This window comes from Pseudomonas sp. IPO3778 (assembly GCF_013386825.1).
In the GTDB taxonomy this organism is placed as follows: Bacteria; Pseudomonadota; Gammaproteobacteria; order Pseudomonadales; family Pseudomonadaceae; genus Aquipseudomonas.
In genome coordinates this window covers 1-20,394 of sequence record NZ_JACARC010000082.1, presented here as the reverse complement: position 1 = coordinate 20,394, position 20,394 = coordinate 1, and the positions used below count along the sequence as shown (strand labels likewise).

Here is a 20,394-nt window from a genome sequence, read left to right as displayed (position 1 = left end):
GACACATGCACACTCGCTCAGGCCCGCCCTCGGTCAAAACCCTGCTTGCCCGCTTTATCGTTATCGGATGCAGCCTGACGGTGAGCGCGTGTGACAGTGTGACCAAAGGTGCACCCGTCGCCTCTGCTTCGTTCAAAACCCTCGACGGTGCACCGCCCCTGGTGATCGGCCATCGCGGCCTGCCGGGGCTGTACCCAGAGGAAACCCGGACCTCGTATGAGCAGGCGGCCGATGCGGGCGCGGATTCGCTGGAACTGGACCTGCACATGACCAAGGACTGTGTATTGGTGGCGCGGCACAACCCCTGGTTGAGCGACAACACCAACATCAGTGACGTCGCAAAGACCAACCCCGAGGTTGCACGCCGCAAGCGTACGGTTCCGGGCGTTTTGGTTAACGTCCGGTACCCTGCCATCGCAGAAAATGGCCCGGCCCAGTACCTGAGTGACTTGACCAACCCCAACGATCCCAAGTCCGTATTGAAATCCTTGATCGTGGATGGCGAAGACCACACCAACGACTGGTCAATCAGCGATTTCACCCTGGCCGAACTCAAGCAATGGATCGGCGGCACGACCTACGATGCCCGCGACGAGCGCCCCACCGAACTCAACGGCAAGTTGCCGATCCTGAGCTTCCAGGAAGTGATCGACATTGCCAAAGCCAAAAGCGCCGCCACCGGCCGGGTGATCACGACCTACCCCGAAAGCAAGAACCCGATCTGGAACAATGCCCAGGCCATTGCCAACGGTTGCGGCGCGCCGGGCACGCATCCGTTTGAGGCGGCGTTTCTCAAGACCCTGAAAGACAACAACCTCAATCGCAAAGACGCGCCGGTGTTTGTGCAAAGCTTTGACCCGAACAGCCTGAAATACCTGCGCTCCATCGGCCTGCAAGCCAGGGCGGTTCAGTTGGTGGATGGAAACGGCGTGAACTTCAAGACCGGCGAAACCATTTTCATCACCGACAAACCCAACACCTTCGTCAGCGGCCGCCCGTACAGCTGGACCGTCGCGGGCGACCCACGCCCCTTTGGTGCACTGCTGACGCCGGCAGGCCTGGCCGAAGTCAAAACCTACGCTGACGGCATCGGCCCGTGGAAGCCGCAAGCGATGTCGCTGACCGCCACTTCAGCCCAAAACCCCGGCTTGCCCGAGGTCGATACCGTCAAGCCCACCCGCCTGATCAGCGATGCCCACAAGGCCGGGCTGTTCGTCCATATCTTCACCTTCCGCAATGAAGCGAAGTACCTGGCGGGTGCCTACAAGGGCAATCCAGCGGCGGAATACCTGGCGTTTTTCCGGGCCGGTGTGGACGGTGTGTTTACGGATTTCACGCCGACTGCGGTTGCAGCCCGCAATACGTACCTTAAAGAAGTCGCGCGTTAATAAGTCATCGAAGTGGATGGCGGCCTCCCCGGCCGCCATTGTTCAATCCAGCTGCTCGATCACCCCGCCCGCCTTGAGTTGCCCCAGCTGTTCTGCCGACAACCCCAGCCGCTCACCCAGCACTTCATCCGTGTGCTGCCCCAACATCGGCGCGGGCCTTACATACTCCACCGGCGTGCCCGACATCTTGATCGGGCTGCCAACCATCTCGAACTCCGGGTTCTTGGGATGCGGGATCTTCACCATCAACCCACGGGCGATCACCTGCGGTTCTTCCAGGGATTGGGCGATGCTGTTGATCGCCCCCACAGGCACCTTCGACGCGTGAATGCTCGCCACCCACTCGTCCGCCGTGCGCCCCAGGAAGTGCGCCGATAACAGCTCGACAATCTCCGCCCGGTGCGCAACCCGATCGGCATTGCGCCGAAAGCGCGGGTCTTGCGGCAGGTGTGGCAAACCAATGCTGTGGCACAGCGCAATAAACTGGCTGTCGTTGCCGCAGGCAATAATGAAGTCGCGGTCTGCGGCGCGGAACACCTGGTACGGCACGATGTTGGCGTGGGCGTTGCCGTAGCGCTCCGGCACCTTGCCCGAGGCCAGGTAGTTCATGCTCTGGTTGGCCAGGGTTGCCACTTGCACGTCCAGCAGGGCCATGTCGATGTGTTGGCCGACGCCGGTGCGTTCGCGGCTGAGCAAGGCGGCCTGGATCGCGACGGTGGAATACAGGCCGGTCATCAGGTCGGAGAACGCCACGCCGACTTTTTGCGGGCCGCCGCCGGGCAGGTCGTCGCGTTCGCCGGTGATGCTCATCAGGCCGCCGATGCCCTGGATGATGAAGTCGTAGCCGGGCTCTTCGGCACGCGGGCCGGTCTGGCCAAAGCCGGTGATGGAGCAGTACACCAGCCGTGGATTGATCTCGGCCAGGGTCGCGTAATCCAGGCCATAGCGGGCCAGGGAGCCGGCCTTGTAGTTTTCGATCAGTACGTCGGAACTGGCCGCCAGCGCCCGCACCAGTTCCTGGCCCTCACTCGTGGCGAGGTCGATGGCCACGGAGAGTTTGCCGCGGTTGGTGGACTGGTAATAAGACGCCTGCCCGGACGACTCGCCGGTGTCAGTCTTCATCCACGGCGGCCCCCAGCCGCGAGTGTCGTCACCGCTTTGCGGCCGTTCGATCTTGATCACTTCCGCACCCAGGTCAGCCAACACCTGGCCACACCAGGGCCCGGCCAATACCCGGCTTAAATCCAGCACCCGCAAACCTGTCAATGCACCCATTATTCTTGTCCTGTGATGAATCGATATCAGCCGATTGCCGGCTCTTCATGACGCAGGGAAATCCCCAGCACCGCACGCCGCCGCAGCCAGGGGCTTGGGCGATAGCGCGGGTCGTGGGTGAGTTCGCTCATGCGCTGCAAAATCGTGAGGATGCGCCGTGGCCCGAGGGCATCGCCCCAGGCCAGCGGGCCTTGTGGGTAACCCAGGCCGAGCTGCACCGCCTGGTCAATATCGTCGACACTGGCGATGCGTTGCTGGGCGATGTCGCAGGCCAGGTTGACCACCATCGCCAAGGTGCGCTGGGCGACGAAGCCAACGCTGTCACTGATCAACGTCACGCCCACACCGTCACTGGCGAGCAGCGCGTGGGCGGCGTCGCGCGTGGCGCTGGAGGTCAGCGGGTTTTGCATCAGGGTGCGATGGCGCGACAGGTCGGTCAGCAGGTCGATGCACAAGGTGCGCGCCGGGTCGGTGTGGAAGCGGTCGCTGGCCGAGGTGGCGTCGAGACCGTAAGGCGCCAGCAGGCACAGCGCGTCAGGCGAAGGCTGCGCCGCGCTTTCCAGGTGCGCGCCCAACCCGATCACCAGGGCGCTGAGGCGCTCGTAGTCGTCGGCGTTTTCGGTGGCGATCCACACCGGCGGCAATGCCTTCACTGAAGGTACTGGCTGGGGTTGCGGACCGTCGACCACCTGGGCATTTTCATAACGGTAGAAGCCCTGCCCGCTCTTGCGCCCCAGGCGCCCGCCCGCCAGCATCTGCCGGGTCAGGGGCGACGGTTTGTAGCGTGGGTCTTGATAGAACTGGTTGTAGATCGACTCCATCACCGGGTGCGACACGTCGAGCCCGGTGAGGTCCAGCAGCTCCAGCGGGCCCATGCGAAAGCCTGCGCCTTCACGCAGGATGCGGTCGATATCGCCGCGCTCGGCAATGCCCTCATCGAGCATCTTCAAGGCTTCGGTGCCGTAAGCACGGCCGGCGTGGTTGACGATAAAGCCCGGGGTGTCCTTGGCGCGCACACCGCGATGGCCGGTGCGGGCGACGAAGGCCAGCAGGTCATCGCCGACCTTCGGCGCAGTGGCCAGGCCGTCGATCACTTCGACCACGCGCATCAACGGCACCGGGTTGAAGAAGTGCAGCCCCGCCACCCGCTCAGGGTGTTGGCAGCCGGTGGCAATGGCCGTGACCGACAGCGACGAGGTGTTGGTGGCGAGGATGCAGTTCGCGCTGACCACACCTTCCAGTTGCTGCAACAGGCCGCGCTTGGCATCGAGGTTTTCGACGATGGCTTCCACCACCAGGTCGCAATCGTGCAGCGCCTCAACCGTGGCAGCCACTTGCAGGTTCGCAAGCGTTGCGTCCACCGCCGCCTGGGTGATCTTGCCCTTGGCGGCCAGCTTCGAAAGCGTGGTGCCGAGGTTGTCCCGGGCAGTCTGTGCCGCGCCGTCGCGGGCATCAAACAGGCGCACCAATACGCCGGCCTGGGCGGCAATCTGTGCAATCCCGGCGCCCATCACGCCGGTGCCTACCAGGCCCATGATCTTGATTGAATCCGTCATCGTCATTCCCCCAGGTAGTTCGCGGTGCGTTTTTCGAAGAACGCCGCGGCGCCCTCCTTCTGGTCTGCCGAATCGAACAGCAGTTGAAAGGCTTTGCGCTCCAATACCAGTGCGCTTTCCAGCGGCAGGTCGGCGCCGGCGAGCATCACTTCCTTGATCTGTTCCACGGCCAGTGGCGGCAAGGCAGCAATGTGCGCGGCCAGTTCCAGGGCGCGGGGGATGGTTTGGTCATCCGCCACCACTTCGCTGAGCATGCCCATGGCCAGGGCTTCCGGCGCCTTGACCATGCAGCCGGTCAACGCGATGCGCATGGCCTGGAACTTACCCACAGCGCGCACCAGGCGCTGGGTGCCACCGGCGCCGGGCATCAGGCCCAGCTTGACCTCGGGCTGGGCGAACCGCGCCGATTCCCCGGCGACGATCAGGTCGCAATGCATGGCCAATTCACAACCGCCGCCCAGGGCAAAGCCATTCACGGCGGCGATCACCGGCTTGGGGCAACGGCTGATGGCTTCCCACAGGTATTCGGTGTGCCGGCGATACATCTCGATCGGGCTCGCGCTGGCGAACTCCTTGATGTCAGCGCCGGCCACGAAGAACTGATCGCCGCCGGTGAGCACGATGGCGCGCACATCACGGCGCTTGGCCAGGGTACGAAAATGCTCGGCCAGCTCTTCGCGGACCTGGGCGTTCAAGGCGTTTTTCACTTCGGGGCGGTGGATGCGTACCACGGCGACGCCATTGTCCTGGACGTCGAGGTGCACCACGGGTTGGTCGAGACTGGCCACACATTCTCCTGCTGCAATGTTCTTGTTAGTTCGGATATCGACAGTTTCGCTATGCGAAACAAAATTCCGTATTTAGCGATAATCATAAGGACCGAGTTGTCGTGATGTAAACGTAAAAACCTGCTGGCCTTGTAAATCGGGCTATAACTCTTTGTTTAGACGGGTTTTATTAAACAAAACGACAATCAGGCGATCAGTTGATTAGTTTCGCTGTGCGGAATACAATTTTGTTTTGTTGATTTTCTAAAAAAAGGGGGACTAACATGCGCCGTCGAAACCTGGATCCGAATTCACCCGAAGCACCTGCCGGCAACCACGGGTTCGAGCACGTGCTGATCGACCCGATGAATGCCGAGGAGGAGGAAGACAAGGACCGCCAGTTCGTCACCGCCCTGGCCCGAGGCCTGGAACTGCTGCGCTGCTTCACCCCCAGCGAAAGCGTGCTGGGTAACCAGGAGCTGGCGCGCAAGACCGGGCTGCCAAAGCCGACGATCACGCGGATGACCCACACGCTGACCCGCTTGGGCTATCTCAAGCACCTGCCGCAGTCGGGTCGGTATCAGTTGGATGTCGGGGTGATGGCGTTCGGTTACGCCATGCTGTCGAACCTGTCGGTGCGGGCCGTGGCCCATCCGCTGATGGAGACGATGGCCAAGTACGCCCAGGCCGCCGTGGCGATGGCCACGCGGGACCGCCTGGACATGGTGTACCTGGACGTGGTCCAGGGTGAAGCCAACATGACCATGCGCCGCCAGGTCGGTACGCGGTTGCCGTTGCACTTGAGTTCCGCAGGCCGCGCCTGCCTGGCAGCGATGCCGGAAAACGAGCGGGAATTTATTCTCGACCATATCCGCCAGCGTCATCTGGAGGACTGGCCGGGCATCAGGAAGGGCCTGGAACGGGCCTTCCGGGATTACACCGATTTCGGCTACTGCATGTCGATCGGTGAGTGGCACCGCGATGTAAACGCCATCGCCGTGCCGCTGCTGCATGCACAACATGGGCTGCTGACGTTCAACTGTGGCGGACCGAGTTTTCACCTTTCCCGGGAGAAACTCGAGGACGACATCGGGCCCCGTCTCAAGCACATGGTGAACAACATCGAGGCCGCCACCCGCTAGACAGATCGGTGCAGGGCCTCGGCAGATTGACGACAACAGGCCCGCTGAACGGGCCGCTGAGGAATGCACATGATCCGAGACCCCGAAACGCTTCACCTGTTGCTGGAAACCCTGCAGCAGTTCGTCAACGAAGCGCTGATCCCCCGGGAAAACGAGCTGGCCGAGACCGATGACGTCCCGGCGGACATCGTCAGCCAGTTTCGCGAGCTGGGCCTGTTCGGCCTGACCCTGCCCGAAGCCTACGGCGGCCTCGGGCTGACCATGGAAGAAGAGGTCAACGTGGCCTTTGAACTGGGGCGCACCTCGCCGGCCTTCCGTTCCTACTTCGGCACCAACAACGGCATCGGCTCCATCGGCATCCTGCTGGACGGCACCGAGGCGCAGAAGCAGCACTACCTGCCGAAGCTGGCCAGCGGTGAACTGCTCAGCTCGTTCTGCCTGACCGAACCGGACTCCGGCTCCGACGCCGCCTCGCTGAAAACCACCGCCGTGCTCGACGGTGATCACTACGTCATCAACGGCACCAAGCGCTTCATCACCAACGCCCCCCACGCCGGGATTTACACGGTGATGGCCCGCACCAACCCGGACATCAAGGGCTCGGGCGGCATCAGTGCATTCATCGTCGAGCGCAATACGCCGGGCCTGTCCCTGGGCAAGCGCGACCACAAGATGGGCCAGAAAGGCGCCCACACCTGCGACGTGATTTTCGACAACGTGCGCGTGCCGGCCGACCAGTTGATCGGCGGCGTCGAAGGCGTGGGTTTCAAGACCGCGATGAAGGTGCTCGACAAGGGCCGCCTGCACATTGCCGCCGTCAGCGTCGGGGCCGCCGAGCGCATGCTCAACGATGCCCTGCACTACGCCCTCGAACGCAAGCAGTTCGGCCAGCCGATTGCCGAGTTCCAACTGATCCAGGCGATGCTCGCCGACAGCAAGGCCGAGATCTACGCCGCCCGCTGCATGGTGGTGGACGCGGCGCGCAAGCGTGACGAAGGCCTGAACATCGGCACCGAAGCGTCCTGCTCGAAAATGTTCGCCACGGAAATGTGCGGCCGCGTGGCCGACCGTTGCGTGCAGATTCATGGCGGCGCCGGGTATGTGAGCGAGTACGCCATCGAGCGGTTTTATCGCGATGTGCGCCTGTTCCGGCTGTATGAAGGCACCACGCAGATCCAGCAATTGGTGATCGCCCGCAACATGATTCGCGAGGCCAAGCACTAACCCCCCAGGAACAACACAAAACCCGTGTGGGAGCTGGCTTGCCTGCGATGCAGACAACTCGGTGTGGCAGTAACACCGTAGCGATGCCATCGCAGGCAAGCCAGCTCCCACAGTGATCGTGTTCCAACCGCATTACCGCAACACCCATAACTTGTGCCCTAACAACTACAACAAGGTATCGCTATGGAAGTCGCCGCTTCGGCGGGCGCGTTGTCGCCCGCGAAAAACAACCTGTGGATCATCGTATTCATCTTCTGCTTCCTCGGCCTGCTGATCGATGGTGCAGACCTGATGCTGCTGTCCTACAGCCTCAGCAGCCTCAAGGCCGAGTTCGGCCTCACCAGCGTCGAAGCCGGCAGCCTGGGCAGTTTCACCCTGGCCGGCATGGCCATCGGCGGGATCTACGGCGGCTGGGCCTGTGACCGTTTTGGCCGGGTGAAGACCGTGGTCTGGAGCATCGTGCTGTTCTCAGCCGGCACGGCGATCCTGGGCATGACCCACAGCTATTGGCAGTTCGCGAGCACGCGCTTCTTCGCCTCCCTGGGGCTGGGCGCGCTGTATGTCGCGTGCAACACCCTGATGGCCGAATACGTGCCGACCCGCTATCGCACCACCGTGCTCGGCACCCTGCAGGCCGGCTGGTCGGTGGGTTACATCGTTGCCACCCTGCTCGCGGGCTGGATCCTGCCCAACCACGGCTGGCGCTGGTTGTTCTACGTGGCGATCATCCCGGTGATTCTCGCCGTGCTGATGCAACGCCTGGTGCCGGAGCCCCAAGCCTGGGTCAAGGCCCAGGCCGAACGCGCCCGGGAAAAGGCCGAAGGCATCAAGCGGGTCTCGGCGAAGAAGCCCGACGGCATGTTCAAGCTGATCTTCAGCGACCCGAAAGCCAGCCGCATGTTCATCCTCTGGGCGTTGACCGCAGGCTTCCTGCAGTTCGGCTACTACGGCGTCAATAACTGGATGCCGTCGTACCTGGAAAGCGAACTGGGGATGAACTTCAAGTCGATGACCAGCTACATGGTCGGCACCTACGCGGCGATGATTTTCGGCAAAATCCTCGCCGGCCTCGCGGCAGACCGCCTGGGCCGGCGCGTGGTGTTCGCGGTTGGCGCATTGGGCACGGCGATTTTCCTGCCGGTGATCGTGCTGTTCCAGAGCCCGGACAACATACTGTGGATGCTGATTGTGTTCGGCTTTCTGTATGGCATTCCCTACGGCGTGAATGCGACCTACATGACCGAAAGCTTCGAAGCGAAATTTCGTGGCTCGGCCGTGGGCGGCGCCTACAACATTGGCCGGATTGGTGCGGCAGTGGCACCGGCGGCCATTGGCTTCCTGGCGTCCCATGGCTCGATCGGCGTAGGATTTTTGGTGATGGGCGGCGCGTACTTTATCTGCGGAGTGATCCCGGCGCTGTTTATCCGTGACAAGCAGTTTGACCCGCAAAAACAATAAGCCCCATGCCGGGGCCCGCAGCAACGCGGCCCCGGCTATAAGACGTGCGGCAGTTATACCCTCCGTCAAACCGGGCTAGACTGTACATCAGTCCTACGGAACTGAAGGAACAGTAAGACGCTCTCACCCAGCCTGTAAGACAGTTTTGTGCTTAGAGGCCCATTCGCTTATGAAAACACCGACCCAGACCAACGCAATTGACTTCGACAGTGCCAAATTGCAACGCCTGGGCTTTGGTCAGCCTTCCCTTCTTCCAAGACGCCCCGCCACGGTGGCCCAACTTCGCCAGCAATTGGGCATGCAATTGCAAACCAGCCTGGAGCCGGAGCACATCCTTGCGCTGTTCTTCCGCGAGATCCAACGCCTGGTGCCGCTGGACGCCCTGCAATACCGTCACGAAGCCAGCGACCTGCGCCTGGAATATGGCCACCGCGGTCACCATTCGGTGAGCTATGCCCTGAGCCACGACGGCGAGCACCTCGGCGAACTGGTGTTCCGCCGCAATCAACGCTTGATCGAAGATGAGCTGGCCAGCCTGGAGTCACTGCTGGCGACCCTGCTCTACCCGATGCGTAACGCCCTGCTCTACCGCGCGGCGACTCGCAGCGCCCTGCGCGACCCGCTGACCGAAACCGGTAACCGCGTCGCCATGGACCAGACCCTGCAACGGGAAATCGACATGGCCCGCCGGCACCTGCAGCCGCTGTCCCTGTTGATGCTGGACATTGACCATTTCAAGCACATCAACGACACCCACGGCCACGCCACGGGCGACAAGGTACTGAAAGCGGTCGCCGCCTCGATCAAGAACCAGCTGCGCAACGTAGACATGGTGTTTCGGTTTGGCGGGGAAGAGTTTTTGATCCTCCTGTCCAACACCGGCCGGGATGCGGCGTCGATGGTCGGCGAGCGCCTGCGCCAGGCGGCACAGGCCCAGGATTACTGGGCGGATGATGAGCGTATCGAATTGACGGTGAGCCTGGGTTGCTCGACGTTGCTGGCGGGAGAGTCCGCCGAGAGCCTGTTGCGCCGGGCGGACAACGCCTTGTACGTGGCCAAGCGTGAAGGTCGCAACCGCCTGGCAATGGCGGGGTAAGCCACCCCGCCATCACGCGATTTACGCTTCGCTGGCCACCAGGGTAGGTTGTTTGCGGGGGGTGGTCGCCGCCTTTTCCAGCTGCATGCAGCGTTCCAGGAACAGGTACATGTAGTCGTAGCTCTTGCACACCGCCTGACGCAGTTCTTCCTGCAGCGCCTTGGTCGGGTTCATGCCGGCCAGGGTGCAGATGATTTCCAGCGCTTCCCACGGGTGAGCGTCATCGTACTGGGCATGCATCTTCAGCCACTTCATGGCGCGCTTGCGGTCTTCCTCAGGGAACGCCGCGGCATAGACGCCCGTGGAGCACACCACGGCAGACCACTCCCCAGTGGCCCCCTCGATGGCGTAGTTGGTGGCGGCAATCGCGACAATCAATGAATCGGCCGAGCTGGTGTGCCAGCACCAATGGCTCAGCGCATGCAGCTCCGGCGGAACGTCCTGTGCCTGCAACTCTTCCAGGCTGACACCGTGGGCGCGGGACCAATGCACCCAATAATCGGCGTGGTTGAGTTCCACGCGAATATTGCGCATCAGCCACCGGCGCGCCATGTCCTCCCCAGGATGGCGGGCAAATTTGGTCTTGGTGAGGTTCTGTGCCATGTACAACGCGAACTGTTCAACCACCGGCCAGCCACCAATCAGGTAGTGACGCATGGTTTTGGCGCTGAGCTTGTTATCGCGCATACGCTGGTACAGTTCGTGTTCGACAACGCGGCGCTTGCTCTCGCTACAGGCCTGGATCAATTGCTGCGCCCAGGCGGGGTAACTCGAGGCTTCCATAAGCGGGCCGGTTCTGTTGAATGTGTCGATCACTGTCGGGCTCCTTTTGATTTGTGATGATGTACAGACCAGCAAATGTTTCATCGGAACGTGCCAGGCGCCTTGAATAACAGAGGCTGCGGTCGCACAGGTCGACACTGCAAACTATCAAAGGTAAACAACTGCGGACGCTCGATCAGGTATCCCTGAGCGTAGTCGACCCCGATCTCAAGCAGGGCTTGTTCGATCTGGGATGTCTCGACAAATTCGGCAATTGTGCGCTTACCCATGACATGACCGATGTGATTGATCACTTCGACCATGGCGCGGTTAATCGGGTCGTCCAGCATATCCTTTACGAAACTTCCATCGATCTTCAAGAAGTCTACAGGTAAATGTTTAAGATATGCGAACGAGGACATCCCGGCGCAGAAGTCATCCAGGGAGAAATGGCACCCTAACTCTTTGAGCTCGTTGATAAAACGAATCGCACTGCCCAAATTCGCGATAGCACTGGTTTCTGTAATTTCAAAACAAATCATTTCTGGCGGAATGCCATAGGCCGTGAATTGCTCACGTAAAAACCCCAGAAAGTCCTCATCGCCGATGGTAATGCCTGACAGATTGATCGCACACATGGCCATGGGCCGGCCCGGGCGCTCGCGCATGCAGCCCGCGATGATCTTGAACACGTTCTCCACCACCCAACGGTCCAGGGAGGTCATCAACCCGTAACGTTCGGCCGCCGGGATAAAACTGTCCGGCAGGATGATCCGCCCCGCCTCGTCGTGCAGGCGCAGCAGGATTTCGATGTGCCCGTTACCCTGTTCGGTATGCCCCAGGGGCGCGATTTCCTGGGCGTACAGGCAAAAGCGGTTCTCTTCCAGGGCCATATGCAGGCGCTGCACCCAGGCCATCTCGCCAAAGCGCAGGGACAATTCCGAGTCATCGGCGTGATACACCTGCACCCGGTTGCGGCCCTTTTCCTTGGCCATGTAGCACGCCATGTCGGCGGCCCGCAGCGAGGTTTCCAGGGTGGTCGGGGCTTGTGTGATGTGCACCAGGCCGATACTGACGGTGGTGACAAACGGTCGGCCCTTCCACACAAAATGCAGGCTCTGCACGGTATGGCGCAGGCTTTCGGCGATTTTTTCCGCCACCGGGGCCGGGCAGTTCTCCAGCAGGATGCCGAATTCGTCACCGCCCAGCCGGGCCAGGGTGTCGCCTTCGCGCAGGTCGGATTGCAACAGGGCGCAGATATGCCGTAACAGCTCATCGCCTGCGGCATGGCCGCAGGTGTCGTTGACCAGTTTGAACTGGTCCAGGTCAAGGAACATCAAGGCGTGGCGCCCGGCTTGCTGGCGCCCGACGTTGTGCAGCACTTGCTCCAGGCGGAATTCAAACTCGCGCCGGTTGGCCAGGCCGGTCAAGGCGTCGTGGGTCGCCTGCCAGGACAGGTTGGCGATGTATTGGCGCTCCTGGGTCATGTCATGCAGCACCAGCACTGCGCCGACGACTTTGCCGGCATTGCGGATCGGCGCCCCCACCAGGGTGACCGACACGGTGGTGCCGTCCAGGCGCTGGATCAGCTTTGAATGCTCGCTGCCGCCACCGAGCTGGCCGCCCAGGATGCGTTCGATCAGGGTAAAGCCGTCGGCCTGGGCATTCTCATCCAGCAGGTTGAACAGCGCCGCCAGCGGCAGCCCCTGGGCCTGGGCGGCTTTCCAGTGGGTCAGGGCTTCGGCGGCCGGGTTCATATACGCGATGGCGCCGTCGACGTCGGTGGTGATCACCCCGTCGCCTATCGATTCCAGGGTGATCTGCGCCCGCTCCTTCTCCAACTGCAAGGCGTCGGCAAACGCATGCCGCTGGGTGAGCAGCTTGTGGGTACGCAACAGCGCCAGCACGATCAAGCCCAGCGCCGTGGCCAGGTTGGTCACCAGCAGCAGGCGCAGAATCATCCGAGAGCCTTCGCCCAGGGCATCGCTGAAGGCTTTCGCGGCCGGGGTCACGCCGTCGTTGATCGCGAAAATCCGTTCTTTCCAGTTGCGCACATCGGCACCGTTGACCTGATTGGTCAGGATCGCCCGGTGCATCTCCTGGGCCAAATCGTCCAGTTGCACCAGGTAGCCATCGCCCACCGTCCACAGTTCGATGGCCTTTTCCAGGTAACTGAAATGGCGAAAGTTGAGGTACAGCCAGATCAGGCTGGAAACGTCGTCGCGGTGGTTGCCGCCCTTGAGGATGCCCAGGCGTGCCGCGGTCAGGTCCGGCGTCGGCCGGTCCAGGGCTACCCGCAATTCATGGCCGCCCTGGGGCACGGCAATCGCGTTCTGGTATTTGAGGAAGGTGGCTTCGTCGCGGCTATCGGCGTACAGCGTCAGGTAAAAGATCGCGTCTTTCTGGCCCTTGGACCACAGGCTTTCGCCCGCCACATAACCGCGCACCGCCGAGAGCACGTAGAGACTGACGCAGCCTAACAATGCCTGGAACAGTACAACGGCTATAAAAGGGCAAACAATGCCCAATAACCGAGGGGTTCCGAGAGTCTGCTTTTGCTTCATGAGGTCCCTTGCACATGCACTACTAAAATACGCACGCGAGTGAAAACCGCTCCTGATAGCTCAGCGTAGGCTATATCACCGCACTTGCTGCAAGTGTCCGTAAAGTTTGGCGTACAGGCCACCGTCGGCAATCAACTGCTGGTGGTCGCCATCTTCGGCAATATGCCCACCATCAAACACCAATACGCGATCCGCCTGTTTCACTGCCGACAACCGGTGGGCAATGATCAAGGTGGTACGGCCACTGAGAAACCGCGCCAGCGCCTGATGCAGGTTGTATTCGGTGGCGGCATCAAGGGCCGAGGTGGCTTCGTCGAGTATTACCACTTTCGGCTCCGCCAACACCATGCGTGCAATCGCCAGGCGCTGACGCTGCCCCCCGGAGAAGCGCACGCCGGAACGCCCCACCACACTGTCCAGGCCCAACGGCAGCGCCTTGACGGTCTCCTCCAACTGGGCAATTTCCAGCGCCTGCCAGCACGCCTGGTCGCTGCGCTCGCGGCCCATGGTCAGGTTGGCGCGCACCGTGTCGTTAAACAGCGCCGGGTGTTGCAGCACCACGGCGACGTTCTCGCGAATCGTCTCCAGGCCGATTTCCTGCTGGGTCGCCCCCCCAAAACGGATGGTGCCTGCCTGGGGCGTATACAGCCCCAGCAGCAGCTGAACCAGGGTACTTTTGCCGCCACCGCTGGCGCCGACAATCGCGACTTTTTCACCCGGGGCAATGTTCAGGTTCAACTGGTCGAGCACCAACTCTTCGCCATAACCGAAGTTCAGGCCACGCACCTCGATGCCGACGGTCTCACGCCCGGTAAACGGATCGGCGCCACCCGCATATTGCGGCTCGTCGGCGCGGGCCAGCAGTTCGTTGATCCGCGTCAGCGCCCCGCCCGCCGCGTAGAAGGCGTATTGCAGGTTCAACAGTTGCTCCACCGGGCTGATCATGAACCACAGGTAACTGAACACCGCGAGCATCTGGCCGATGGACAGGTCGGAAAACAGCACCGTCAGCATGGCCGCCGCGCGGAAGATGTCGATACCGAACTGGAACAGCAAGCCACTGGCACGGTTGGAGGCGTCGCTTTTCCATTGGGAGTTGATCGCAAAATTGCGCACTTCCTGGGCGCGCTGGCCCAGGCGCCCAAGGAAAAAGCCCTGGCGGTTGCCGGCGCGCACTTCCTGGATGCCATCAAGGGTTTCGGTGAGCGCTTGGGTAAACCGCGACGTGCTGTCGTTTTCCAGCTTCTTCAGGTGTTTGACCCGCTTGCCCAATTGCACCGTGGCGTAGATCACCAGCGGGTTGAACAGCAGGATCAACAGCGCCAGCTTCCAGTGCATCCACATCAGGATCCCGGAGGTGCCCACCAGCGTCAGCATCGCCACCAGGAAGCGGCTGAGGGTTTCACCGACGAACTTGTCCACCGTGTCCAGGTCGGTGACCAAATGGGTGGTCACCGTGCCGCTGCCCAGGCTTTCGTATTCACTGAGGGAAATGCGTTTGAGGCGCTCGATCAGCCGTACGCGGATGCGGTACACGATGTCCTTGGCCAGCCGCGCAAACAACCGCGCCTGCAGCACGTTGAACACCAGGGCACCACACCGCAGGAGCAAGGTCACCAGCAACATCAGGCCGATATAACCGGCGGCCTTCTGCCAACCCAAAGGCAGCGCGTGGTTCATCACTTTCAGCGCCGCGTCGCCGTGGCCCAGCAGCACTTCGTCCACCAGCAACGGCAGCAGCAACGGGATCGGAACGCTGCACAGGGTCGCCAGTACGGCAACGCCATTGGCGATCCACAGGGATTTCTTGTGGCGCAGGGCCAGGCGGCGGATTTCGGCCCAGGTCAGCCGGTCGACACGCTGGGGTTGTTCGACGGGATCGGGCTGATCATGCACAGGCAGCTCGCTCCAGCCAGCGACTCAACAACGGCGCCAACTCGGACAGCGGCTGATAGCCGTTGGTCAGCAACGCCAACTGGCCATTGCGCTCAGCCAGCAAGGTCGGGAAACCGGCGATACCCAAGTCCTGGACCCAGGTAAAATCCGCCGCGGTGGCCACGTGCTGGTCGGCCCGGTCGAACGCTTCGGCAAACTCGATACGCGGCACGCCGGCGGTCTCGGCCAACTCCACCAACACGTCAGCGCGGGTCACGTCGCGCCCCTCGACGTAAAACGCCTGCTGGATCAGGCCCAGCAGCTTCCACGCGCAATCCGGCGCCAGGCTGCGGGCGGTGACCACGGCGCGGCACGCCGGCTCGGTGTCGTAGACGAACCCTTCAGGCAACGCGCCTTCGACCTTGAACGGCTGGCCGGTGGCGTCCGTCACCGCCTGCCAATGCTCCAGAATGTAGCGCCGGGTGGTCGGCTCCAGCGCTGCCCCACTGCCGGTACGCAAGCCGCCCACCACCAGGTGCAGCTCCACGCCGGCGGCCTGGGCCTGCTCAACCAGCGCCTTGGCCACCGGGGCAAAACCCCAGCACCAGGAGCACATCGGATCCATTACATAGAGCAGGCGCGCGGACATGGCTCAGGCCTCGGAGGATGGGGATTGCTTGTAGTTGTAGCCAATCGGGTGCGGCATATTGCGGGCCTTGGCCAGCTCAATCTGCTTCTGCCGGTCGATCGCGCTGCGACGGGTCTTGTCTGAAAGCTTATCCCAGCAATGTGGACAACTGATGCCAGCCACATAGTGTTCGGATGCACGGTCTTCGACGTTGACGGGTGTGCGGCAGGCATGACATTGATCGTAGTCGCCTTCGCTCAAGTCGTGGCGCACGGTCACGCGATTGTCGAACACAAAGCAGTCGCCCTGCCATTTGGTCTCTTCCTGCGGCACCTCTTCGAGGTACTTCAGGATGCCGCCCTTGAGGTGATACACCTCGTCGAACCCTTCGCTGAGCATAAAGCTCGAGGCTTTTTCGCAACGAATGCCGCCGGTGCAGAACATGGCGACCTTCTTGTGTTTGGCCGGGTCGAAGTGGGCTTTGATGTAGTCGGGAAACTCGCGAAAACTGGTGGTTTTCGGGTCGATCGCGCCTTCAAAGGTGCCGATCGACACTTCGTAGTCGTTGCGGGTATCGATCAGCAGCACTTCCGGGTCGCTGATCAGCGCATTCCAGTCTTGCGGGTTAACGTAGGTGCCGACTTTCTTGTTGGGGTCGACGCCTTCGACGCCCAGGGTCACGATCTCTTTCTTGAGCTTGACCTTGGTGCGGTAGAACGGCTGTTCGTCGCAGTACGACTCTTTGTGGTCGATGTCGTCCATGCGCGGGTCGTTCTTGAGCCAGGCCATCAAGCCATCAATGCCCTGGCGGCTACCGGAAACGGTACCGTTGATGCCTTCTTCGGCGATCAGCAACGTGCCTTTGATGCCGTTGTCGACCATCGCCTGCAGCAGGGGCTCGCGCAGGGCGACGTAATCTTCGAGGGTGACGAACTTATACAGTGCCGCCACGACAATCGGTTGAGTCATGGGTGTTCTCTCCAGGTGGCTACCCTCGTAAAGGGTGAACCGGATGCAAAAAAAACGCGCCGACTGAGCGGCGCGTTGCGGATTCTATCAGGGATAAACCGTTAACTGTAGGAGCGAGCTTGCTCGCGAAGGTCGTCAACGGTGACGCGGAACACCTGAAACCCAACGGCGCTCTCAGGTTTTTCGCGAGCAAGCTCGCTCCTACAGGGGAGCTCAGTCGATACCCATCAATGTCCGCCGGCGCAGGTCGGCGAGGCCGGGGCTGCGTCGATTTTCGCCCACTCATCGGGCGTGTAGGTATGCAGCGCCAACGCATGGAATTCGCTCATCAGGTCACCCAGCGTGGCGTAGACCTTCTGGTGGCGCTTGACGCGATTGAGCCCCTCGAACTGCTGGCTGACCAACACGGCCTTGAAGTGGGTCTGCAACCCACGGCTGTGCATATGGCTTTCATCCAGCACGCTCAGGTGTTCCGGGCTCAGGGCGACGAGTGCCGATTCGATACGCTGTTGCATGGTCATTCCTGTTTACTTCTTCTTGGCCGGGGCCGGGGCTTTTGGCGTCAGCTCGTTGGTCATGTCTTCCAGCAGCTTGTTCACCACCGGTACCGCGCTTTCCAGCTTGGCCTGGGTCATCTGGGCCGATTGCTGGGTCAGTTGGGGCATTTTTTCCAGGACTTTCTTGCCCAGTGGCGACTGGTAGAACGCAACCAGGTCCTTGAGCTCGGATTCGCTGAAGTTGTCGGTATAGAGCTTGATCATGTCCGGCTTGAGCTTGTTCCAGCCGATGGCCTGGTCCAGGGCGGTGTTGGCCTTGGCCTGGTAGGTGTCCAGAACGGTTTGCTTGGAAGCAGGCGCCTTGGTTTGTTCGAAACGCTGGGCGAACATTTGCTGCACTTGCATGTACACCGGGGTACCCAGCTTGTCGGCATGGGCCAGGGTAAGGAAGGCTTCGGCACTGGCATTGTGGCTGGCGGTATCGGCAAAAACCTGGCCGCTGGCGCATACCAGAGCAACCGCGGTACAGATGGCACGAAGACGAGTCATCGAGTTTCCTTTTCTAGCAGGCGAGGTAAGACCCCAAGGGCGACCATTCTGCGCCTAAAAAACGCCGCGGCTCAACCCCACGCCTTATGGGGCCTGGTTTTGCGGGGCTTAATCCGATGAAAAGTCTTTTAAGGGAACCCCACCGGACGATCACGGCCTAAACTGCGCAAACGAACCTGAAGGAGTGTGCCCGATGAGCCGTATCGAAACCGACAGCCTGGGAGAAGTACAAGTCCCGGATGACGCTTACTGGGGTGCGCAGACCCAACGCTCGCTGGTGAACTTCGCCATTGGCGACCAGCGCATGCCCCTCGCCGTCTTGCACGCCCTGGCCCTGATCAAGAAGGCCGCGGCCCGGGTCAACGACCGTAACGGCGACCTGCCCGCCGACATCGCCCGGCTGATCGAACAGGCCGCCGATGAAGTGCTCGCCGGCCAGCACGACGACCAATTCCCCCTTGTTGTCTGGCAGACCGGCAGCGGCACCCAGAGCAACATGAACGCCAATGAAGTGATCGCCGGCCGCGCCAACGAGCTGTCGGGCAAGCCCCGTGGCGGCAAGAGCCCGGTGCACCCCAACGATCACGTCAACCGCTCCCAGAGCTCCAACGACTGCTTCCCCACGGCCATGAGCATCGCCGCCGTGCAGGCCGTCACCGAGAAGCTGTTGCCGGCGATCCGTGAACTCTCCGGCGGCCTGGCGGAGCTGTCGGCGCGCCACATGAAGCTGGTGAAGACCGGCCGCACCCACATGATGGACGCCACGCCGATCACCTTCGGCCAGGAAGTGTCGGCCTTTATCGCGCAACTGGATTACGCCGAAAGGGCCATCCGCAGCGCCCTGCCCGCCGTGTGCGAACTGGCACAGGGCGGCACTGCCGTGGGCACCGGGCTCAATTCGCCCCATGGCTTTGGCGAAGCGATTGCCTCGGAGTTGGCGGCGCTGTCGGGCCTGCCGTTTGTCACCGCGCCGAACAAATTTGCCGCGCTGTCGGGCCATGAGCCGTTGACCACCTTGCACGGCGCCCTGAAAACCCTCGCCGTGGCCCTGATGAAAATCGCCAACGACCTGCGCCTGCTGGGCTCTGGGCCACGTGCCGGGTTGGCCGAGGTCAAGCTGCCGGCGAATGAACCGGGCAGTTCGATCATGCCGGGCAAGGTCAACCCGACCCAATGCGAAGCCCTGTCGATGCTGGCCTGCCAGGTGATGGGCAACGACGTGACCATCGGTTTTGCGGCGAGCCAGGGCCATTTGCAGTTGAACGTGTACAAGCCGGTGATCATCCACAACCTGCTGGAGTCGATCCGACTGCTGGCTGATGGGTGCAGCAACTTCCAGGAGCACTGCATCGCCGGGCTTGAACCCGACGCCGAGCAAATGGCCGCGCACCTTGAGCGCGGCCTGATGCTGGTGACCGCGCTGAACCCGCACATCGGCTACGACAAATCGGCCGAGATTGCCAAGAAGGCCTATGCCGAAGGCCTGACCCTACGGGAAGCGGCGCTGAAGCTGGGCTATCTCACGGACGAAGAGTTCGACCAGTGGGTGCGCCCGGAAAACATGCTTGAAGCCGGCCATTAAGACGCCAACCGTGCACGCCGGGCCCTGAGCCCGGCGAACAGCGACGGCGCCAGCGCCACGGTCGCCGAGCCCAATACCACCAACACCGCCCCGCCATAGCCGAGGGCATTGATGTCTTCGGCGTGCACATAGTCGGGCCACACCCAGGCAGCCACGGCCACGGCGACGAAGGTCACCAAGGGCGTCATCGCCAGCGTGGCGCTGACCCGTGAAGCTTCCCAGTGAGCCAGCGCTTCGGCGAATGCGCCGTAGGCAATCAGGGTATTGAAGCAGCAGGCGACCAACAGCCAGCCTTGTACCGGGCTCAGTTGCAGCGCTTCCATCGGGTGTGCCCAGGGTGTCAGCAACAGGGCGCAGGACAGATAGATCACCATCATCACCTGGACCGAATTCCACACGGTCAGCAACTGCTTTTGGCCCAGGGCGTAGAAGGTCCAGACGGTGGTGGCCAACAGGATGGTGAGCACCCCGGCGGTGTAGGCGCCCAGGGAGGTCAGCAGTTCGGTCAGGCGCTGGTTGAAGAACAGGCCGAAGCCGGTGATCAAGATGAGCAGGCCCACGCCCTGGCCAAGGCTGAAGCGTTCCTTGAACACGAAGACGCTTGCGATCATCAGGAAGATCGGGCCCACCTGCACCACCAACTGCGCGGTGCCGGGGCTTAGCAGCTTCAGGCCGACCAGGTAGAGCACATAGTTGCCCATCAGGCCGCACACGGCGATTGCCACCAGCCAGCCGCCTTTGGGTCCGAGGGAGCGCCAATTGGGCAAACGCCGGACCGCGGTGAGGTAGACGAACAGGCAACTGCCGGAGACTACCAGGCGAAACCAGGTCACGGTGACCGGGTCCATCACCTGCAACACCTGTTTGAGTTTGATCGGCAGAATGCCCCAGAGCAGCGCGGTCAGCAGGGCCAGGGATAAACCGTAGACCCAGCGGCCGGAAGAGATGTGCATGAGTGCCCCAAATGCCAGAGGTGGAGGAGGTGCATTCTAGGGGGATGCTGGGGGTGGGTGTATATCCGTTTTTTTGGGTGATGCGGAGGTGGGTTCCGCCCTTACGGCG

At 61.9% G+C, this 20,394-nt stretch carries 17 protein-coding genes; 6 read left to right on the top strand and 11 right to left on the bottom strand.

Annotated features, from left to right (window positions below; translation table 11 throughout):
- The first annotated feature begins 5 nt into the window (after nt 1-5).
- Nucleotides 6-1,388 carry a glycerophosphodiester phosphodiesterase family protein gene (locus HX855_RS30795; protein ID WP_177091109.1) on the top strand — a complete coding sequence of 461 codons (1,383 nt, stop codon included), beginning with the start codon at nt 6-8 and terminating at the stop codon, nt 1,386-1,388.
- Nucleotides 1,389-1,430: 42 nt separating this feature from the next.
- Here HX855_RS30795 and HX855_RS30790 read toward each other — a convergent pair whose 3' ends face one another.
- From HX855_RS30790 to HX855_RS30780, 3 genes are read right to left on the bottom strand one after another with little or no spacing between them, the layout of a single operon-like run.
- Nucleotides 1,431-2,663: a CaiB/BaiF CoA-transferase family protein gene (locus tag HX855_RS30790; RefSeq protein WP_177091111.1), complete on the bottom strand. Its 1,233-nt coding sequence runs from the start codon at nt 2,661-2,663 to the stop codon at nt 1,431-1,433.
- 26 nt (nt 2,664-2,689) lie between these two features.
- On the bottom strand, nt 2,690-4,219 hold the full coding sequence (locus tag HX855_RS30785) for a 3-hydroxyacyl-CoA dehydrogenase (protein ID WP_177091113.1): 1,530 nt from the start codon (nt 4,217-4,219) through the stop codon (nt 2,690-2,692).
- A 2-nt stretch (nt 4,220-4,221) separates the two neighbouring features.
- The gene (locus HX855_RS30780; protein WP_177091115.1) at nt 4,222-5,007 is read right to left on the bottom strand and encodes an enoyl-CoA hydratase; all 786 of its coding nucleotides are present in this window, start codon (nt 5,005-5,007) and stop codon (nt 4,222-4,224) included.
- Between the two features lie 263 nt (nt 5,008-5,270).
- Between HX855_RS30780 and HX855_RS30775 the strand changes: the two genes are divergently transcribed.
- The 4 genes from HX855_RS30775 to HX855_RS30760 all read left to right on the top strand — a co-directional run bounded on the left by HX855_RS30775 (nt 5,271) and on the right by HX855_RS30760 (nt 9,906).
- Nucleotides 5,271-6,128 (top strand): IclR family transcriptional regulator, encoded by an 858-nt coding sequence (locus HX855_RS30775; RefSeq protein ID WP_177091116.1) that lies wholly within the window; start codon nt 5,271-5,273, stop codon nt 6,126-6,128.
- Nucleotides 6,129-6,197: 69 nt separating this feature from the next.
- Nucleotides 6,198-7,352, top strand: a complete 1,155-nt coding sequence (locus HX855_RS30770) for an acyl-CoA dehydrogenase family protein (protein ID WP_177091118.1) — start codon at nt 6,198-6,200, stop codon at nt 7,350-7,352.
- Nucleotides 7,353-7,535: 183 nt separating this feature from the next.
- Nucleotides 7,536-8,810, top strand: a complete 1,275-nt coding sequence (locus tag HX855_RS30765) for an MFS transporter (RefSeq protein ID WP_177091120.1) — start codon at nt 7,536-7,538, stop codon at nt 8,808-8,810.
- 169 nt (nt 8,811-8,979) lie between these two features.
- On the top strand, nt 8,980-9,906 hold the full coding sequence (locus tag HX855_RS30760; protein WP_177091122.1) for a GGDEF domain-containing protein: 927 nt from the start codon (nt 8,980-8,982) through the stop codon (nt 9,904-9,906).
- Between the two features lie 21 nt (nt 9,907-9,927).
- On the opposite strand, the gene HX855_RS30755 is transcribed toward HX855_RS30760, so the two are convergent.
- From HX855_RS30755 to HX855_RS30725, 7 genes are all read right to left on the bottom strand, one after another.
- Complete coding sequence (locus HX855_RS30755) at nt 9,928-10,689, bottom strand: iron-containing redox enzyme family protein (protein ID WP_256353131.1); 762 nt, start codon at nt 10,687-10,689, stop codon at nt 9,928-9,930.
- An 80-nt stretch (nt 10,690-10,769) separates the two neighbouring features.
- Nucleotides 10,770-13,232: an EAL domain-containing protein gene (locus HX855_RS30750; RefSeq protein WP_177091126.1), complete on the bottom strand. Its 2,463-nt coding sequence runs from the start codon at nt 13,230-13,232 to the stop codon at nt 10,770-10,772.
- A gap of 75 nt (nt 13,233-13,307) precedes the next feature.
- A complete protein-coding gene (locus HX855_RS30745; RefSeq protein ID WP_177091128.1) occupies nt 13,308-15,128 on the bottom strand; it encodes an ABC transporter ATP-binding protein in 1,821 nt (606 codons plus the stop codon).
- Nucleotides 15,121-15,756, bottom strand: coding sequence for a DsbA family protein (locus HX855_RS30740; RefSeq protein ID WP_177091130.1), 636 nt, complete (start codon nt 15,754-15,756; stop codon nt 15,121-15,123). The genes HX855_RS30745 and HX855_RS30740 overlap by 8 nt, the downstream gene beginning before the upstream one ends.
- A gap of 3 nt (nt 15,757-15,759) precedes the next feature.
- Nucleotides 15,760-16,704, bottom strand: coding sequence for a rhodanese-related sulfurtransferase (locus HX855_RS30735; RefSeq protein WP_177091132.1), 945 nt, complete (start codon nt 16,702-16,704; stop codon nt 15,760-15,762).
- A gap of 227 nt (nt 16,705-16,931) precedes the next feature.
- The gene (locus HX855_RS30730) at nt 16,932-17,225 is read right to left on the bottom strand and encodes a BolA family transcriptional regulator (protein ID WP_177091134.1); all 294 of its coding nucleotides are present in this window, start codon (nt 17,223-17,225) and stop codon (nt 16,932-16,934) included.
- A gap of 6 nt (nt 17,226-17,231) precedes the next feature.
- Entirely contained in the window at nt 17,232-17,750 is a 519-nt protein-coding gene (locus HX855_RS30725) for a DUF2059 domain-containing protein (protein WP_003216742.1), read from the bottom strand.
- Between the two features lie 193 nt (nt 17,751-17,943).
- Here HX855_RS30725 and HX855_RS30720 point away from each other — a divergent pair, with 193 nt between their 5' ends.
- A complete protein-coding gene (locus tag HX855_RS30720; RefSeq protein WP_177091136.1) occupies nt 17,944-19,332 on the top strand; it encodes a class II fumarate hydratase in 1,389 nt (462 codons plus the stop codon).
- On the opposite strand, the gene HX855_RS30715 is transcribed toward HX855_RS30720, so the two are convergent.
- Nucleotides 19,329-20,285, bottom strand: coding sequence for a DMT family transporter (locus HX855_RS30715; RefSeq protein WP_177091138.1), 957 nt, complete (start codon nt 20,283-20,285; stop codon nt 19,329-19,331). The genes HX855_RS30720 and HX855_RS30715 overlap by 4 nt on opposite strands.
- Nucleotides 20,286-20,394 lie beyond the last annotated feature (109 nt).

Coding starts and splice junctions, on each gene's coding strand:
- HX855_RS30795 (WP_177091109.1), top strand. CDS start 6: ATGCACACTCGCTCAGGCCCGCCCTCGGTCAAAACCCTGCTTGCCCGC.
- HX855_RS30735 (WP_177091132.1), bottom strand. CDS start 16,704: ATGACTCAACCGATTGTCGTGGCGGCACTGTATAAGTTCGTCACCCTC.
- HX855_RS30790 (WP_177091111.1), bottom strand. CDS start 2,663: ATGGGTGCATTGACAGGTTTGCGGGTGCTGGATTTAAGCCGGGTATTG.
- HX855_RS30730 (WP_177091134.1), bottom strand. CDS start 17,225: ATGACCATGCAACAGCGTATCGAATCGGCACTCGTCGCCCTGAGCCCG.
- HX855_RS30760 (WP_177091122.1), top strand. CDS start 8,980: ATGAAAACACCGACCCAGACCAACGCAATTGACTTCGACAGTGCCAAA.
- HX855_RS30720 (WP_177091136.1), top strand. CDS start 17,944: ATGAGCCGTATCGAAACCGACAGCCTGGGAGAAGTACAAGTCCCGGAT.
- HX855_RS30715 (WP_177091138.1), bottom strand. CDS start 20,285: ATGCACATCTCTTCCGGCCGCTGGGTCTACGGTTTATCCCTGGCCCTG.
- HX855_RS30765 (WP_177091120.1), top strand. CDS start 7,536: ATGGAAGTCGCCGCTTCGGCGGGCGCGTTGTCGCCCGCGAAAAACAAC.
- HX855_RS30775 (WP_177091116.1), top strand. CDS start 5,271: ATGCGCCGTCGAAACCTGGATCCGAATTCACCCGAAGCACCTGCCGGC.
- HX855_RS30770 (WP_177091118.1), top strand. CDS start 6,198: ATGATCCGAGACCCCGAAACGCTTCACCTGTTGCTGGAAACCCTGCAG.
- HX855_RS30725 (WP_003216742.1), bottom strand. CDS start 17,750: ATGACTCGTCTTCGTGCCATCTGTACCGCGGTTGCTCTGGTATGCGCC.
- HX855_RS30785 (WP_177091113.1), bottom strand. CDS start 4,219: ATGACGGATTCAATCAAGATCATGGGCCTGGTAGGCACCGGCGTGATG.
- HX855_RS30740 (WP_177091130.1), bottom strand. CDS start 15,756: ATGTCCGCGCGCCTGCTCTATGTAATGGATCCGATGTGCTCCTGGTGC.
- HX855_RS30750 (WP_177091126.1), bottom strand. CDS start 13,232: ATGAAGCAAAAGCAGACTCTCGGAACCCCTCGGTTATTGGGCATTGTT.
- HX855_RS30755 (WP_256353131.1), bottom strand. CDS start 10,689: ATGGAAGCCTCGAGTTACCCCGCCTGGGCGCAGCAATTGATCCAGGCC.